Here is a 16,173-nt window from a genome sequence, read left to right on the forward strand (position 1 = left end):
GTGAGAGTCGACGCCGCCGAACACGTCCTGGTCCGCGGTGTCGTCCTCGATCGCTGATGTCATGCTGATGCTGCCTTCCCAGCCGAAGGTGGGCGCCGGCCGGGTGGCGCAGACAGGACATTGAGGGGGCTTCTGACCAAGCTCCTATCAGGTCATGTTCCGCCCGGCCGGAGCCATGAGAACAGGTCCCGGCAGCCGGACAGAACAGCACGAGGACAGCCCAGCAGGGCGTCAGTCAGTGGTCGAGCCACGACCACCGGGACCTGAGTACCAGCATCAATGTCAGTGGTGGCACGTAAGCTGTGCGCATGGCTTTACTCCCGGACAGCTCCCGCCCCGCAGACCGCCCCGCGCCCGCCGCCGAGCACGCCAACGAGGCAATCCGCGCCCTCGTCGACGCCTCCGGACAGGACTGGTCCGAGGTGGAGGCGGCGACCTACGAAGTGCTGCTCATCGAGTGGGCGGCGGCGACCCGGGGCGGCCCCGACATCATCGAAGCCGCTTGACCCGCCCCTGCCACGCTCCGTCCGCTCAGCTTGTTCTTCGACCTTCCGCCCCAGGAGAAGGAATCGGCGCCGTCCTCGTCCACAGGTCGTGACCGTAGCGGTCGGTCGCCAACGCTCATAACCTCGTCGTGGAAGTCGAATCCGGGAGTCGGACCAGGAGGGCCGGGAACGGGTGTCGGGGCACCGTCCCCGCACAGTGAGCCAATCAGGGGTACCCGGAGGTGCCGCAGACGTTTCCGGTGCACACTGGGCACCAAGAGGCGTCGAATCCTCTCTGGAGGCGGAAGAGTGAACGCCGGCAGTGGTAGACGGCGCCTGCCCGGCCGGGGCTCCGCCGGGCGGCGCTCGGCCGGCGCGAACGTGCGGTTCCGCCGGAGCAGAGGCGTCCTGCCACCGGACCGGTTCACCACGCGCAGCCGTCTCGCCTGGCTGAATTCCGCCAGCTCCCGCATCGGCACGACCCTGGACCTGGAGCGCACCGCACAGGAACTCGCCGAGTTCACCGTGCCCAGTTTCGCCGACGGGGCGGCCGTGGACATCCTCGAGAGCATCCTGCGGGGCGACGAGGGCTCCCGGAAGACCGAGCCCGGCGTCCCGCAGATGCGGGCCACGGCGCTGTGCGCCATCGAGGAGCTCTCCAACCTGGAGCCGACCCCGGTGGGCGAGATCTTCGTGCACGCCGAGCAGTCGCACGAGACGCTGCTCCACCGGTACGTCCTCCGGCAGGGCAAGCCGGTGCTGCTGAGCAGGGTGCGCGACGACGACTTCATCCACGTCGCACCCACCGCGAGCGCCGCCGCGCAGTTGCGTGCCGCCGGCGTGCACAGCTACCTGGCCGTGCCCCTGATCGCCCGTGGGCTGCTGCTCGGCAGCGCCGACTTCGTGCGCGGCCGCGGAACCCCGCCGTTCTCCACCACCGACCTGGCGCTGGCGGAGCAGCTCGCCTCCAAGGCGGCGGTCTTCATCGACAACGCGCGTCTGTACGGGCGGGAGCGCGAGCACGTCGTCTCGTTGCAGCGCTCCCTGCTGCCGCGCGTCACCCCGGCGACGCCGGGCCTGCTGGTGCACTCCGAGTACGCGCCCGCGGCGGCGTATCACGGCGTGGGCGGGGACTGGTACGACGTGATGGCCCTGCCCGGCGGACGGACGGCCCTGATGGTGGGCGACGTGATGGGGCACGGGCTGCCCGCCGCCGCCACCATGGGGCGCCTGCGGACGGTGGCCCGCACGCTGATGACCCTGGACATGGCCCCCGAGCGGATCCTCGCCCGGCTCGACCTGGCCACCCGCGACCTGGAGGACGAGCAGGTATCCACCTGCCTGTGCGCGGTCTACGACCCCGCCGACTCCTCCTACACCCTGGCGAGCGCCGGGCACCTGCCGCCGCTGCTCCTCGACGGGCAGGGCGCCGCCGAACTCGTCCCGGTGCCGACCGGCGCGCCGCTGGGGGCGGGCGTGATCCCGTACGACCCCCTGCGGCTGCGCGTCCCGGACGGCGCCCACCTGGTCATGTACACGGACGGCCTGATCAAGTCCCGGGACGAGGACGTGGACGCCCAGTTGGACCGGCTGCGTGCGGCGGCGCTGAGCCTGCCGCCCGGGTCGCTGGAGAAGGGCGGTCTGGTGGAGCGCGCCCCGGCCGCCGCCGCCCGGTTCGACGAGGCGGTGCTCCTCGTCACCACGAGCGCCGCGGTCCCGGCGGGGGACCTGCGGGTGTGGGAGCTGCCGCAGGACGGCCGGGCCGCCTCGGTCGCCCGTGGTCTCGTCACCGGCCAGCTCGCCGCATGGGGGCTCGATGAACTCGCCGACGTCTCGGAGCTCGTCGTCTCCGAACTGGTCGGCAACGCACTGCGCTACGGGAACGGCCCCGGCGAGCTGCGGCTGCTGCGCGGGGAACGCTTCGTCGTGGAGGTGTCGGACACCGGCCCCGACCTGCCCCAGATCCAGCACGCGGGCCTCAGCGACGAGGGCGGACGGGGCCTTCAGCTCATCAACATGCTGTGCCGCCGCTGGGGTTCGTCCCGCACGGTCACCGGCAAGGTGGTCTGGGCGGAACAGAACATGCCGTCCTCGGTCTCGGACCGCAGCTCATAGCGGTGGGCCCGGTCTCGCGCCGAGTATTCAGTCCGCGTACGCCTCGCGCAGTTCGATCTTGCGGACCTTCCCGCTCACCGTCATCGGGAAGGTCTCCAGGATCCGCAGCCTGCGCGGGATCTTGTAGTGCGCGAGCCGCTCCCGGCAGTACGCGGAGATCTCCTCCAGGGTGGGCGGGTCGGCGGGGTCCCTGGGGATGACGCAGGCCAGGATCTCCTCGCCGTAGCGCTCGTCCGGCACCCCGACCACCTGGACGTCGGCGACCTTCGGATGGCCGTACAGGAACTCCTCGATCTCCCGGGGGTACACGTTCTCGCCGCCCCGGATGATCATGTCCTTGATCCGGCCGACGACCTGGACGTATCCGTCCTCGCGCATCACCGCGAGGTCCCCCGTGTGCATCCACCGGCCGGCGTCGACGACCTCGGCGGTGCGGTCGGGCTGGTCCCAGTAGCCGAGCATCACGCTGTAGCCGCGGGTGCGCAGCTCGCCGGCGGTGCCGCGCGGCAGTGTGACGCCGGTGACGGGGTCGACGACCTTGACCTCGATGTGCGGCAGCGCGCGGCCCACCGTGCCGGTACGGCGGTCCAGGTCGTCGTCGCGACGGGTCTGGGTGGAGACCGGGGACGTCTCCGTCATCCCGTAGCAGATGGACACCTCGGCCATGTGCATCTCGGCGACGACCCGCTTCATCACCTCGACCGGGCAGGGCGAACCGGCCATGATCCCGGTGCGCAGCGAGGAGAGGTCGTACCCGGCGAAGTCCGGCAGGTTCAGCTCGGCGATGAACATGGTGGGCACGCCGTACAGCGAGGTGCAGCGCTCCTGCTGGACGGCGGTCAGCACGGCTGCGGGCTCGAAGGACGGACCCGGGATCACGATGCAGGCGCCGTGCGAGGTGCTGGCGAGGTTGCCCATCACCATGCCGAAGCAGTGGTAGAAGGGGACCGGGAGACAGACCCGGTCGGCCTCCGTGTACGCGATCGTCTCCCCGACGAAATACCCGTTGTTGAGGATGTTGTGGTGGGAGAGCGTCGCCCCCTTGGGGAAGCCCGTGGTGCCGGAGGTGTACTGGATGTTGATCGGGTCGTCGCAGGACAACTCCGCCTCGCGGGCGGCCAGTTGCTCCCGGGTGACGGCGGGCGCGGCCGCGGTCAGCTCGTCCCAGGTCGGGTCGCCGATGTAGTGGACGGCGCGCAGGTCGGGGCAGGCGGACCGGACCTGTTCGACGAGGGCGCGGTAGTCGCTGGTGCGGTGGGAGAGGGAAGCGACCAGCAGGGAGACGCCGGCCTGCTGGAGGACGAACTCCACCTCGTGGGCGCGGTAGGCGGGGTTGATGGTGACCATGACGGCCCCGATCCGGGCCGTGGCGTACTGAACGAGCACCCACTCCGGGCAGTTGACCGCCCAGATGCCGACCCGGTCGCCCTTCGCCACCCCCGACGCCATCAGGGCGCGGGCCAGCACGTCGACCTCCGCGATGAGTTCGGTGTACGTCCAGCGCCGGCCCGAGGCCACGTCGACCAGCGCCTCGCGGTCGCCGTGTGCCGCGGCCGTCCGGTCGAGGTTGCGGCCGATGGTGTCGCCGAGCAGCGCGGTGTCGCCGACGCCGTGCGCGTACGACTGGGTGCTCATGTGAGGTCCCCCTCGTCGAACTCGGCGCCGGAGCCCAGGGCGGTGCGTTCCCGCAGTTCGATGCGGCGGATCTTGCCCGACACGGTCTTGGGCAGCTCCGCGAACTCCAGCCTGCGGATGCGTTTGTACGGGGCGAGGACCGCCCGGGAGTGCTCGAAGAGGACCTTCGCGGTGTCCGGCCCGGGGTCCCAGCCCTCCGCCAGTACGACGTACGCCTTCGGGACGGCGAGGCGAAGCGGGTCGGGGGCGGGCACGACGGCGGCCTCGGCGACCGCCTCGTGCTCCAGCAGGGCGCTCTCCAGCTCGAACGGGGAGATCTTGTAGTCGGAGGCCTTGAACACGTCGTCGGCGCGGCCCACATAGGTGATGTAGCCGTCCGCGTCCCGTGCGCCGATGTCCCCGGTGCGGTAGTAGCCGCCCGCCATCGCCTCGGCGGTGCGGTCCGGGTCGCCGTGGTAGCCGGTCATCAGGCCGACGGGGTGGTCGGCCAGATCGAGGGAGATCTCGCCCTCGGCCGCCCCGGGCCGGCCGGTGACCGGGTCGAGCAGTTCGACGGTGAAGCCGGGACTCGGCCGGCCCATGGAGCCGGTCTTGAGGAGCTGGCCGGGGGTGTTGGCGACCTGGACGGCGGTCTCCGTCTGGCCGAACCCGTCGCGGATGGTGACGCCCCACTCCCGCCGGACCGTCTCGATGACCTCGGGGTTCAGCGGCTCACCGGCCGCGACGACCTCGCGCGGCGGGGCCTGCAACTGGCTCAGGTCGGCCTGGATGAGCATGCGCCAGACGGTCGGCGGGGCGCAGAAGCTCGTGATGCCCGAGCGGTCCATCTCGGCCATCAGGCGGCCCGCGTCGAAGCGGGTGTAGTTGAAGATGAAGACGGTGGCCTCGGCCGTCCACGGGGCGAAGAGGTTGGACCAGGCGTGCTTGGCCCAGCCGGGCGAGGAGATGTTCAGATGGACGTCGCCCGGCCTGAGCCCGATCCAGTACATCGTCGACAGGTGGCCCACCGGGTAGGACACATGGGTGTGCTCGACCAGCTTGGGGCTGGCGGTGGTGCCGGAGGTGAAATAGAGCATCAGCGGCTCGTCCGCGTCCGTCTCCCGGCCCGGTGTGAACGTGGCGGACGCCTCGGCCACTCCCGCGTACGGCAGCCAGCCCGCCACCTCCTCGCCGACCGCGATCCGGGTGTAGTTCCCGGGGACCTCGTCGAACTTCGCGGTGTCCGCGTCCCGCACCAGCACATGGCGCACCCGGCCGCGCTCCACGCGGTCGCGCAGGTCGGCGGGGCCGAGGAGCGGGGTGGCGGGGATGACGACGGCGCGCAGCTTCATCGCGGCGAGGGCGGTCTCCCACAGCTCGACCTGGTTGCCGAGCATCACCAGGACGCGGTCGCCCGCCCGTACGCCCTGTCCCTTCAGCCAGTTGGCGGCCCGGTCGGAGCGCTCCGACATCGCCGCGAAGGACACCTCGGTGCGCCGGCCGTCCTCCTCCACGATGTGCAGGGCGGTGCGGTCGTTGTCCTCGGCGATGACGTCGAACCAGTCCAGGGCCCAGTTGAAGTGGTCCGCACGGGGCCAGCGGAAGCCCGCGTAGGCCCGCTCGTAGTCCTCGCGGTGCTCCAGCAGGAAGTCCCGGGCGGCCCGGAACGTCTCGGTAGCGCTGGTTGCCGACATGTGCCCTCCTCATTACGGACCGGTCGCCTAACATCATGTAAACAGTGACCCAGGTCTCACCACCCCCGGACGGGGGTGGTCCGCTCCCCCGTGCGGGGGAGAGCGGCACGGGCCGGGTGGGAGGACGTCGGAGTGCCGGAACCGGTCGACGCGGTCGAGATGCAGGCCGCGCTGTTGAGGCTGCGCCGCACGAGCGGGCTTCCCGTGGTGTTCGGCGGCCTGCTGTCCGACGCGCGCCATGCCCGGATCGCCGAGCTGAACGGGGCGCAGACCAGTGCGCTGCGGGGGCTGGTGATCTCCGCCGGGAGCGGTCTGGGCGGCAAGGCCATCGCGCTGTCCCGGCCCTGTGCCGTGACGGACTACGCCTCTTCGCGCCACATCAGCCACGAGTACGACGCGGCGGTTGCGGCGGAGGGGCTGCGCTCGGTCGTCGCGGTCCCCGTCGTCGTACGGCGTTCGGTGCGGGGCGTGCTGTACGGGGCGCTGCGCACGCCGGTCACGCTGGGCGACCGGACGTTCGACGCGGTGGTGGCGGCGGCCCGTGACGTGGAGCAGTCGCTCGCGGTGCGGGACGAGGTGCGGCGGTTGCTGGCGGCGGGCCGGGAGCAGGTGACCGATCCGGACACGGCGCCCGGCGTTTGGGAGGACGTGCGCGAGGCCCACCGCGAACTGCGCGCACTGGTCCCGAGGGTCCTGGACCCGGCCCTGCGCGACGAGTTGCTGGACGTCTGCGGGCGGCTGGCCTCGGCGGCGGGGGCCAAGGTGCCCGCGGCCCGGGAGGTCCGCCTCGCACCGCGCGAGGTGGACGTGGTGGCGTGTGTGGCGGCGGGCGCGACGAACGCGGCCGCCGCCGAGCGGCTGGGGCTGCGGCCGGAGACGGTGAAGGGGTATCTGCGGTCCGCGATGCGGAAGTTGGGGGCGCACACGCGGCTGGAGGCCGTGGTGGCGGCCCGCCGGGCGGGGCTGCTGCCCTGACCCCTGCCCCCTGACCTGCGGGCACACGGGGCCACGGGGCCGCAGGGCTCAGTCGCCGTAGTCCAGGAACGTGCCGAACCGGACGTCGTGGTCCGTCGCGTCCGTCATCACGGTCAGCATCCGCGCCGCCTCCTCGGTGATCTCCGCGCGCTCGGCGCGGACCAGGCTCCGCAGCGGCTGGACGGTCAGGATCGCGGTTGCGCCCTCGCGTTCGACGCGCCAGACCGCGTCGAAGAAACCGTCGATCAGCACGGACCCGTATGCCTGGTTGCCGACCCCGTTGCGCCCCTTGTTCGCCGCGGGAATCACCCGGGTGCGGTCGGCGTGGCCGAGGAGAAGGTTGTCGAACTCGGGCAGGAGGCGCGGCGGGGCCGGGGTGCCGGGGTCGGGGCGCGGGGCGTCCGGGAGGTCGAAGAGCTCGACGCCCCTCTCGTCCCGGAAGGTGAGCAGCCGGGGCCTGAGCCGTTCGAAGACCTCCTTCGTGCGGGTGAGGCCCGCCCATGACTGGAAGTCCATCACCGAGGCGGGGCCGAACGCGCCCAGGTAGCGCAGCACGGTGGCGTCGGGTGCGGGCACCGGTTCGGCGGGCCGGCCCAGCCAGTGCTCCACGGTGGTCAGGGCGACCTGTCCACCGCGTCCCCACAGTCCACGTGGGGTGACCTGGACCAGGGGCAGCAGACAGCGGGCGGCGACGGTGAGGGCGAGGGGGTCGGCGTCCGGCCAGCGGGCGAGGAGCTCCTCCCGCAGCTCCTTCACCGGACGCGGGCGCTCCACGACCAGCTCCTCGGCCACCGCGGCGAGCCGGTCCAGGTCCACTCCTGCCAGCCCTCGCCGGAAGGTCTTCAGCTCCCGCTCGCGCGCGGCCTGCACCAGGGGGCGCAGGGTGAGCGCGTCGTCCGCCGTATGGGTGTGGAGGGTGGAGCGGAGGGTGACGATCCGGACCACCTCGCGGGACGCCATCAGGGCGGAAAGCTCTTCGGGGTCGAAGTCCGCGAGCCGGGCGTACAGCTGGAAGTACGGGGGCTTGGTGTTCTGGGCCTGGAGCCCGAGGAGGTGGGCGACGGCGTCCTTCGCGGACATCGGCGACCGGTGCAGCAGGAGCTGTCGGTCCAGGGTCGCCCGGTTCAGCGCCCGCGCGGAGAGGACGGTGGGCTGTGCGGCGGTGCGGTGCGTCTTCGCTGCCATGGTCCGCACGGTACCGGGGCTTGCGGACAGCTACGGTCCGCCAGGACCCGGTCCTCCTGATCCGCCGGACGCGCCCAAGGGGTGACGGGCGCGCGTCCACGTCCGCCGGACCCGTGCGCCGGGAGCCCCGGTCAGGCGGCGGCCACCGGGGTGACCCGCTCGCCCGGGGGCACCGGGCCCGGGGGTGTGCCGTCGCCGAAGGGGCGGCCGCCGAGTTGTTCGCGGTGGTGCGGAGCGGTCCAGCCGGAGAGGTCGGGGCCGGCGGGGACGATGCCGGTGGGGTTGATGCCCGTGTGCACCTGGTAGTAGTGCCGCTTGATGTGGTCGAAGTCGACCGTGTCGCCGAATCCGGGTGTCTGGTAGAGGTCGCGGACGTAACCCCACAGGACGGGGTCCTCGGTCAGTTTGTTCCGGTTGCACTTGAAGTGGCCGTGGTAGACGGCGTCGAAGCGGACCAGGGTGGTGAAGAGCCGGATGTCGGCCTCGGTGATGGTGTCGCCGACCAGGTAGCGGCGGTCCGCGAGGCGGGCGGAGACGAGGTCGAGGCGGCGGAACAGGGCGGCGTACGCCTCCTCGTACTCCTCCTGGGAGCTGGCGAACCCCGCGCGGTACACGCCGTTGTTGACGTCCCGGTAGACGCCCTCCATGACCTCGTCGATCTCGTCGCGCAGCGGTTCGGGGTAGAGGTCGGGGGCGCCGGGGCGGTGCAGGGCGGTCCATTCGGTGGCGAGGTCGAGGGTGATCCGCTGGTAGTCGTTGGTGACCAGTTTCCCGCTCGGTACGTCCACGATCGCGGGCACGCTGACGCCTCCGGGATAGCCGCGCTCCCGGGCGTCGTAGGCCTCGCTCAGATAGTGGATGCCGAGGACCGGGTCCTTGCCGCCCGGGTCGAGGGTGAAGCGCCAGCTGCGGTCGTCCTGGATCGGGTCGGCCACGGCGAGCGGCAGCGATTCTTCAAGGCCGAGGAGCCGCCGGGAGACCAGCGCGCGGCTCGCCCAGGGGCAGGCGCGGCTGACGACGAGGCGGTAGCGGCCCGGCTCCACGGGCCAGCCGTCGCGTCCGTCGGCGGTGATCCGGTCGGCGAAGTGGCTCCGGGACCGTTTGAAGGGCTTGTGGCCGTAGGAGGTGTTGCCGTCGCTCCCGGCGCTGTCCGCTGTCGTGTCGCTCATGCCGCGCTCCTCGATGCTTCGTTCGGTTCGTGTGCTGTGCGTCGTCTGCCCCGTCGGTCGGCTCCGACCTCCGCCAGCGCCACGATCAGGGCGGCCAGGACGAAGGCGACGGAGACGACGAGCCCGTGGTCGTAGGCGTCGGCCCAGCCGTCCGGGCCGACCTGGGCGAAGAACACGGCGCCGACGGCGGCGATCCCGATCGCGGAGCCGACCCGCTGGCCGGTCTGCAGGGTGCCCCCGGCGCTGCCGGCCCGGTTCACCGGGACCTCCGCGAGGGTCAGCGTCTGGTTCGGGGCGATGACCAGGCCGCTGCCGATTCCGGCGAGGAGCAGCGGGGCGGCCATCGCCCAGCCCGCGCCGGTGCCGGGGACCAGGTGGACGGCGAGGGCGGTGCCGGCGAGGCCGAGCGCGACCATGGCCAGGCCCGCCACCACGAGGGGGCGGCCGAAGCGCCCGACGAGCCGGCCGCCGATGGACGCGGCGACGCCGGAGCCGAGGGCGAAGGGGGTGATGGCGAGTCCGGCCAGGAGGGCGGAGTAGCCCAGACCGGACTGGAGGTAGAGGGTCGTGACGAAGAAGATCGAGGTGAACCCGGCGAAGTAGAGCAGGATCAGCAGGCAGCCCAGCCAGTAGGTGCGCAGCCGGAACAGCGACAGGTCCAGGACCGGGTGGGTGCGTCCGCCCGTGCACCGCGACTCCCAGACCATGAACGCGGTCAGTAGGGCCCCGGCCAGGACGAGCAGCAGCCACTTTCCGTTTCCGGGCCACTGCTGGGCCTGGACGAACGGCAGCAGCAGCGCGAGCAGTCCGGCCCCGAGCAGGGCGACGCCCACCGGGTCCAGGTCGCGTGGCCTCACCCGGCCGGCCGACGGGGTGTCCGGGAGCAGCCGGTGGGCGAGCAGGAGGCAGACGGCGCCGAGCGGGAGGTTGACGTAGAAGACCCAGCGCCAGCCGTGGTCCGGTCCGGCGGCCTGGATGAGGAGGCCGCCGAGCAGCGGACCCACGGCGGTGGAGATGCCGACGACGGTGCCGAACATGCCGAACGCCCGGCCGCGCTCGCGCCCGGAGAACATCTGCTGGATCAGGGCGGAGATCTGTGGGGAGATCAGACCGCCCGCGATGCCCTGCACCAGGCGGGCGATCACCAGCCACAGGCTGGACTGGGCGGCCCCGCAGGCGGCGGAGGCCAGGGTGAAGAGGGCGAGCCCCGCCATGAAGACCGCCCGGCGGCCCCGCGCGTCGCCCAGGCGTCCGGCGGGGATGAGGAAGAGCCCGAAGGCGAGGGCGTAGCCGGAGAGCACCCATTGGAGGTCGGACTCGGGGGTGTTCAGGCCCTCCCGGATTGAGGGAAGGGCCACGTTGACGATGGAGACGTCCAGCAGGGTCATGAAGCCCGCCACCAGGCAGACGGCCAGGGCCCGCCAACGCCGGGGGTCGGGTCCGTCCGGGGCGGCGTCGCCGCCGGCCGGCCCGGGATGCTCCGCGCTCCGTGCCATGGTTCGCACCTTAGGTCGCGTGGGGTGATTCCTCATCCGGGACGCGTCCGCACCGGTGGCCCGGATTCCGGATTCCCGGGCGGGCCCGTGGCGGCGTGGCAGCGCCCGGTGGGGGTACTGGTTCCCGCATGACTGTGGAGAAAACGAGCGTCCTCGTCCTTGACTGCGCCGAACCCATCGAACTGGCCGAGTTCTACGCGGCTCTGCTCGACGCGGAGATACGGATCGGCTCCGACCCCGATTTCGTCGAGATCGTCGGCAACGACGGCGTCCGGCTGGCGATCCGCCGCGACCACGGCTACGCCCCGCCGAGCTGGCCGCGCCCGGAGGACTCGCAGCAGGCGCATCTGCGGATCCTGGTCGGTTCCGAGAACATCGACGAGGCCGAGCGGGAGGCGATCGGGCTGGGGGCCCGGCCCGTCGACACCGGCGACAGCAACAGCGGCCCCCGGGACGTGAGGGTGTACGGGGACCCGGCGGGCCACTCGTTCTCGCTGGCGGTCTACCCGCTGCCCCAGGGCTGAGCGGTCCGGGAGGGCCGGGCGAGAAACGGGACACGGGCATATCGGCGCACAAGGGAGCGCGCTCGGCGGAAGGTCCCAACAGGCCCTTCCGCCAAGCGCGTTAATAGGCAGGAAAGTTTCCCAACGCTGTTGACGACAATTGGAAGGAAGCTTTACTTTCAGTTCTGCCGACATGGCGCCTCCCACCCCCTCCGAAGGGAGCACCACCATGCACCAGCGCACCACTCCCCCCACCGGTTCCACCCCCACGACCGGCCGACGCGGAATGGCCCGCAAGGCCCTGCTCGCCGCGTCCGCGCTCGGTGTCGTCACCGCACTCATGGCTCCCGTCCGGGCGGGTGCCGCCCCGGCCCCCGTCTCCCCCACCGCCGCCACCCCGCTCGCCGCCAACGGACAGCTCTCCGTCTGCGGCCGCCAGCTCTGCAACGACTCCGGCCAGGCCGTCGCCCTCAACGGGATGAGCACGCACGGCACCCAGTGGTACGCCCAGTGCGTCACGGACGGATCGCTCAACGCCCTGGCCCAGGACTGGCGCGCCGACGTACTGCGCGTCTCCACCTACGTACAGGAGGGCGGGTACGAGACCGACCCGGCCGGATTCACCGCCCGTGCGCAGAAGTTCGTCGACGCGGCGCACGCACGCGGCATGTACGCGGTCATCGACTGGCACATGCTCTCCCCGGGCGACCCGAACGCCAACCTGGCGCGGGCGAAGACCTTCTTCACGGCGATGGCGAAGAAGTACAGGAACCACCCGGGTGTGCTCTACGAGATCGCCAACGAGCCCTCGGGGGTGAGCTGGTCGCGCATCAAGTCGTACGCCGAGCAGATCATTCCGGTGATCCGGGCCCAGGACCCCGACGCGGTGGTCCTGGTCGGGACGCGCGCCTGGTCCTCCTTCGGTGTTTCCGAGGGCTCCGACGAGTCGGAGGTCGTGAACAACCCCGTCCGCGCCTCGAACATCATGTACACCTTCCACTTCTACGCGGCCTCGCACCGCGAGGAGTATCTGAGCGCGCTCGACCGGGCCTCGAACAAATTGCCCGTGTTCGTCACCGAGTTCGGCACGCAGAACTACGCGGGCGAGGGTGCCAACGACTTCGCCATGTCGCAGCGTTACCTCGACCTGATGAAGCGCAAGAAGATCTCGTGGACCAACTGGAACTACTCCGACGACCACCGTTCCGGGGCGGTCTTCAAGACCGGCACCTGCGACGGGACCAACTGGACGGGGACCGGGGTCCTGAAGGAGGCCGGGGTCTGGATCCGCGACCGCATCCGCCAGTGACCCCGGCCGTCCGGCCGGGACGCACACGCTCATGACCCGCCCGGTGCGGTCCTCCCCCGGACCGCACCGGGCGCCGGTTCGCGGTGCTCACCCGGGATACGCCCGGAATTAACCTCCAACGCCTTGTCATGCCTGTTCTACGCGCATAGCTTTTGCCCCTCCTACTCAGTTCAGTTGGGGGCACCTCCCGTGCAGATACACAGATCCGGTTCCGTTCTGCTGACCGGCGCCGTCGCCGCCGCTCTCGCGGTGACCGCCCTGCCCGCCGCCCAGGCGGCCCCGTCGGCCACCGCCGTCATCTCCGAGGTGTACGGCGGCGGGGGCAACTCCGGCGCGACGCTGACCCGGGACTTCGTCGAGCTGGCCAACGCCGGCTCAGCGCCCTTCGAGGTCGGCGGCCTCAGCGTCCAGTACCTGCCGGGCAGCCCGTCGGCCGGCTCACGGTGGCAGGTCTCCGAGCTGTCCGGGTCGATCGCGCCCCGCGGCCGCTACCTCGTCGCCCAGGCCGCGGGCACCGGTGGAACCGTCGCGCTGCCCACCGCCGACGCCACCGGCACGGTCTCCATGGCGGCGGGGAGCGGCACCGTCGCCCTGGTCTCCGGAACGGCCCCGCTCACCTGCAAGTCGGCGGCGGACTGTGCGGCGGACACCCGGATCGTCGACCTGGTCGGTTACGGTTCCGCGGTCGTCCGGGAGGGCGGCGGCCCGGTCCCCGGCGCGTCGGCCACCGCGTCCGTCGCGCGGGCCGCCTCGCTCGCCGACACCGACGACAACGCGGCCGACCTCGCCGCGGGCGCACCGACGCCGGTCAACGCCCAGGGCGAGACGTCCGGCGGCGGGCAGGAGCCGGAGGAGCCCGGCCCCACCGAGCCCGGCGACGTACGGATCCACGACATCCAGGGCACCACCCGGGTCTCCCCGCTCGACGGCACGGCGGTGACCGGCGTCCCGGGCGTCGTCACCGGAGTGCGGGCCAGTGGCTCGCGGGGCTTCTGGATCCAGGACACGGCCCCCGACGGCGACGCGCGCACCGGCGAGGGCCTGTTCGTCTACACCGGGTCCACCGCGCCCGCCGTAAAGGCCGGCGACGCGGTCCTGGTCAGCGGAAAGGTAGCCGAGTACTACCCGGGCACCGGCACCCAGTCCCTCACCCAGATCACCGCGCCCCGCACCACCGTGCTGTCCTCCGGCAACGCGCTGCCCGCCCCGGTCGTCCTCGACGCCCGCTCGGTGCCCGGCCGTTACGTGCCCTCGGCGGGCGGCGGGGCGATCGACGCGCTGCCCCTGGACCCGTCCCGGTACGCCCTGGACCTGTACGAGGCGCTGGAGGGCTCCCGGGTCGAGTTCGCCGACACCCGGGTGACCGGGGCGACGACCGCGTACGACGAGATCTGGGTGACCGTGAAGCCGCGGGAGAACCCGACCCGGCGCGGCGGCACGCGCTACGCCTCGTACGAGGACCAGAACACCGGCCGCCTCAAGGTGATGTCGCTGGACCCGGCGCGGCCGGTCCCGACGGCGAACGTCGGGGACGTGCTGGAGGGCCGCACCACCGGCGTACTCGACTACGCGAGCTACGGCGGATACAACGTGCAGGCCACCGCGCTGGGCACGGTCGTCGACAACAAGCTGCGGCGCGAGGTGACCCGCAAGCAGAAGAAGAACGAGCTGGCGGTCGCCACGTACAACGTGGAGAACCTCGACGCGGGCGACGACCAGGCGAAGTTCGACACCCTGGCCGAGGGCGTCGCGGTGAACCTGTCCTCCCCCGACATCGTCTCGCTGGAGGAGATCCAGGACGACAACGGTGCGGTGAACGACGGCACGGTGGGCTCCGAGGCGACGCTGAAGCGTTTCGCCGACGCGATCGTCGCGAAGGGCGGGCCGCGCTACGCCTGGCGCTACATCGCCCCCGAGAACAACGAGGACGGCGGCCAGCCCGGCGGCAACATCCGCAACGTCTTCCTCTACAACCCCGAGCGGGTGTCCTTCACCGGCCGCGCGGGCGGCGACGCGACCACGCCGGTACGCGCCGTCGACACCTGGAAGGGCGTCGAGCTCTCCGCCTCCCCGGGCCGGATCAACCCGGCGAGCCCGGCATGGGACGACAGCCGCAAGCCGCTGGTGGGCGAGTTCGTCTTCCGGGGCAGGCCCGTCTTCGTCATCGGCAACCACTTCGCGTCCAAGGGCGGTGACCAGCCGCTGCACGGCCGACACCAGGAGCCGACGCGTTCCTCGGAGACCCAGCGGATCCAGCAGGCCGCCGAGGTCAACGCCTTCGTCGCCTCCCTGCTGAAGGCGGACAAATCCGCGCGGGTCATCACGCTCGGGGACATCAACGACTTCGAGTTCTCTCCGACGATGAAGGCACTGACCAGGAACGGGGCGCTCAAGCCGCTGATCACGACGCTTCCCCCGTCGGACCGGTACAGCTATGTCTTCGACGGCAACTCGCAGACGCTGGACCACATCCTGACGAGCCCCGGCGTCCGGCGCCCCGACTACGACGTGGTGCACATCAACGCCGAGTTCGCCGACCAGGCGAGCGACCACGACCCGCAGGTGGTGCGGATCAAGGTCGGCGGCTCCTGGCACTGACATGACGGCGCAGCCCCCGGCGGGGCGGACCGGGGATCTCCGGTCCCCCCGGCCGGGGCCGCTCAGGTCCCTGCGACCGGGGCCCCGCTCAGGACCGCCCGGCCGGGGCCCCGCTCAGGTCCGCCCGGCCGGGGCGCCCGCCTGGCGCGGCAGGGTGACGGCAGCGGCCTCGTCGGCCACCGGCTCCCGCCCGGTGAGGAACCGGGAGACCAGTGCGGCCACTTCGTCGGCCCGCTCCAGGATCACCCAGTGGTCGGACTCCCCGATCGTCAGGAACCGGCTGCCCTCGATCGTCTCGGCGAACTCCCGCTGCCGCGCGGGTGGCGTCACCGTGTCGTGCTCCCCGGCGAAGACCAGTGCCGGTACGCCGGTGAGACCGCCGGAGAAGTCGGGCCGGTCGGCCAGCGCCCGGTAGAGCGAGTCCGCCACGTGCGGCGAGTGGGTGGCCACGTGAAGGAAGGAGCGCCGCACATAGCGGCGGGCCAGCTCCCGGCGGTGTACGGCGCGTTCCGGGTCCAGGCACATCAGGGCGTCGGCAGCGGTCGCGGCGAACCCCTCGCGGTCTCCTGCGGCCAGCAGCTGCCTGGCGTGCTCCCAGGCGGCGACCTGGACCGCGTCGATGTGGACCGGGACGCCGCCGAGGGCGAGGCGTGCCACCCGTTCCCGGTGGCGGCGGGCGAAGCCGAAGGCGATGGCGGTGCCGTAGGAGAAGCCGAAGATGTTGAGCCGGGGTGCGCCGAGGTCGTCGGCGATGCCGAGCACGGCCCGGCGCAGCAGGTCGGCGCTGGGGCCGGGCGGGAGCGGGTCGGCGCTGCCCATGCCGGGCAGGTCGGCGGTGACCACGTCGGTGGCAGGGCCCAGGTGGTCGTCCATCTGGGGCCAGCCGTACATGCCCTGGAGCGCGCCGCCGAGAATGAGCGTCGGTTCGGTGGCCGGGGGCTCGCCGGGGTGGGCGCCCGGCAGGACGCGGTAGCTGTAGCGCACTCCGTCGACCGACAGGGTCCGGATGATCTCCTCGGGCATGTGCTCC

General features: G+C 72.1%; 12 protein-coding genes. 6 read left to right on the top strand and 6 right to left on the bottom strand.

The window, feature by feature from the left end; all coding sequences use genetic code 11:
* Window positions 1-308 precede the first annotated feature (308 nt).
* Both D581_RS0108195 and D581_RS0108200 read left to right on the top strand, forming a co-directional pair.
* Complete coding sequence (locus D581_RS0108195) at window positions 309-506, top strand: hypothetical protein (RefSeq protein ID WP_018956753.1); 198 nt, start codon at window positions 309-311, stop codon at window positions 504-506.
* Window positions 507-794: 288 nt separating this feature from the next.
* The gene (locus D581_RS0108200) at window positions 795-2,600 is read left to right on the top strand and encodes a SpoIIE family protein phosphatase (RefSeq protein ID WP_018956754.1); all 1,806 of its coding nucleotides are present in this window, start codon (window positions 795-797) and stop codon (window positions 2,598-2,600) included.
* A 27-nt stretch (window positions 2,601-2,627) separates the two neighbouring features.
* Here the strand turns inward: D581_RS0108200 and D581_RS0108205 are convergent, their stop codons facing one another.
* Together D581_RS0108205 and D581_RS0108210 are read right to left on the bottom strand one after the other, a co-directional pair.
* Window positions 2,628-4,235: an AMP-binding protein gene (locus tag D581_RS0108205; protein ID WP_018956755.1), complete on the bottom strand. Its 1,608-nt coding sequence runs from the start codon at window positions 4,233-4,235 to the stop codon at window positions 2,628-2,630.
* Window positions 4,232-5,908: an AMP-binding protein gene (locus D581_RS0108210; RefSeq protein WP_018956756.1), complete on the bottom strand. Its 1,677-nt coding sequence runs from the start codon at window positions 5,906-5,908 to the stop codon at window positions 4,232-4,234. Before D581_RS0108210 ends, D581_RS0108205 begins: the two co-directional genes overlap by 4 nt.
* Window positions 5,909-6,040: 132 nt before the next feature.
* Between D581_RS0108210 and D581_RS0108215 the strand changes: the two genes are divergently transcribed.
* On the top strand, window positions 6,041-6,883 hold the full coding sequence (locus tag D581_RS0108215) for a response regulator transcription factor (RefSeq protein WP_018956757.1): 843 nt from the start codon (window positions 6,041-6,043) through the stop codon (window positions 6,881-6,883).
* A 48-nt stretch (window positions 6,884-6,931) separates the two neighbouring features.
* Here the strand turns inward: D581_RS0108215 and D581_RS0108220 are convergent, their stop codons facing one another.
* From D581_RS0108220 to D581_RS0108230, 3 genes are all read right to left on the bottom strand, one after another.
* A complete protein-coding gene (locus D581_RS0108220) occupies window positions 6,932-8,068 on the bottom strand; it encodes a winged helix DNA-binding domain-containing protein (RefSeq protein ID WP_018956758.1) in 1,137 nt (378 codons plus the stop codon).
* 131 nt (window positions 8,069-8,199) lie between these two features.
* Entirely contained in the window at window positions 8,200-9,237 is a 1,038-nt protein-coding gene (locus tag D581_RS0108225; RefSeq protein ID WP_018956759.1) for a glutathione S-transferase family protein, read from the bottom strand.
* Window positions 9,234-10,733, bottom strand: coding sequence for an MFS transporter (locus D581_RS0108230; protein WP_018956760.1), 1,500 nt, complete (start codon window positions 10,731-10,733; stop codon window positions 9,234-9,236). Before D581_RS0108230 ends, D581_RS0108225 begins: the two co-directional genes overlap by 4 nt.
* Window positions 10,734-10,861: 128 nt before the next feature.
* On the opposite strand from D581_RS0108230, the gene D581_RS0108235 reads away from it, so the two are divergent.
* From D581_RS0108235 to D581_RS0108245, 3 genes are all read left to right on the top strand, one after another.
* Window positions 10,862-11,257, top strand: coding sequence for a VOC family protein (locus tag D581_RS0108235; RefSeq protein WP_018956761.1), 396 nt, complete (start codon window positions 10,862-10,864; stop codon window positions 11,255-11,257).
* Between the two features lie 208 nt (window positions 11,258-11,465).
* The gene (locus D581_RS0108240) at window positions 11,466-12,545 is read left to right on the top strand and encodes a glycoside hydrolase family 5 protein (RefSeq protein WP_026290327.1); all 1,080 of its coding nucleotides are present in this window, start codon (window positions 11,466-11,468) and stop codon (window positions 12,543-12,545) included.
* 189 nt (window positions 12,546-12,734) lie between these two features.
* A complete protein-coding gene (locus D581_RS0108245; protein WP_018956763.1) occupies window positions 12,735-15,143 on the top strand; it encodes an endonuclease/exonuclease/phosphatase family protein in 2,409 nt (802 codons plus the stop codon).
* Window positions 15,144-15,257: 114 nt separating this feature from the next.
* Here the strand turns inward: D581_RS0108245 and D581_RS0108250 are convergent, their stop codons facing one another.
* Window positions 15,258-16,166: an alpha/beta fold hydrolase gene (locus D581_RS0108250; protein ID WP_018956764.1), complete on the bottom strand. Its 909-nt coding sequence runs from the start codon at window positions 16,164-16,166 to the stop codon at window positions 15,258-15,260.
* Window positions 16,167-16,173: the final 7 nt, after the last annotated feature.

The organism is Streptomyces sp. CNB091, assembly GCF_000377965.1.

Bases quoted from the DNA above. Each gene is read 5' to 3' on its own strand.
- D581_RS0108195 (WP_018956753.1), top strand. From the start codon at position 309: ATGGCTTTACTCCCGGACAGCTCCCGCCCCGCAGACCGCCCCGCGCCC.
- D581_RS0108205 (WP_018956755.1), bottom strand. From the start codon at position 4,235: ATGAGCACCCAGTCGTACGCGCACGGCGTCGGCGACACCGCGCTGCTC.
- D581_RS0108210 (WP_018956756.1), bottom strand. From the start codon at position 5,908: ATGTCGGCAACCAGCGCTACCGAGACGTTCCGGGCCGCCCGGGACTTC.
- D581_RS0108220 (WP_018956758.1), bottom strand. From the start codon at position 8,068: ATGGCAGCGAAGACGCACCGCACCGCCGCACAGCCCACCGTCCTCTCC.
- D581_RS0108225 (WP_018956759.1), bottom strand. From the start codon at position 9,237: ATGAGCGACACGACAGCGGACAGCGCCGGGAGCGACGGCAACACCTCC.
- D581_RS0108230 (WP_018956760.1), bottom strand. From the start codon at position 10,733: ATGGCACGGAGCGCGGAGCATCCCGGGCCGGCCGGCGGCGACGCCGCC.
- D581_RS0108235 (WP_018956761.1), top strand. From the start codon at position 10,862: ATGACTGTGGAGAAAACGAGCGTCCTCGTCCTTGACTGCGCCGAACCC.
- D581_RS0108240 (WP_026290327.1), top strand. From the start codon at position 11,466: ATGCACCAGCGCACCACTCCCCCCACCGGTTCCACCCCCACGACCGGC.
- D581_RS0108250 (WP_018956764.1), bottom strand. From the start codon at position 16,166: ATGCCCGAGGAGATCATCCGGACCCTGTCGGTCGACGGAGTGCGCTAC.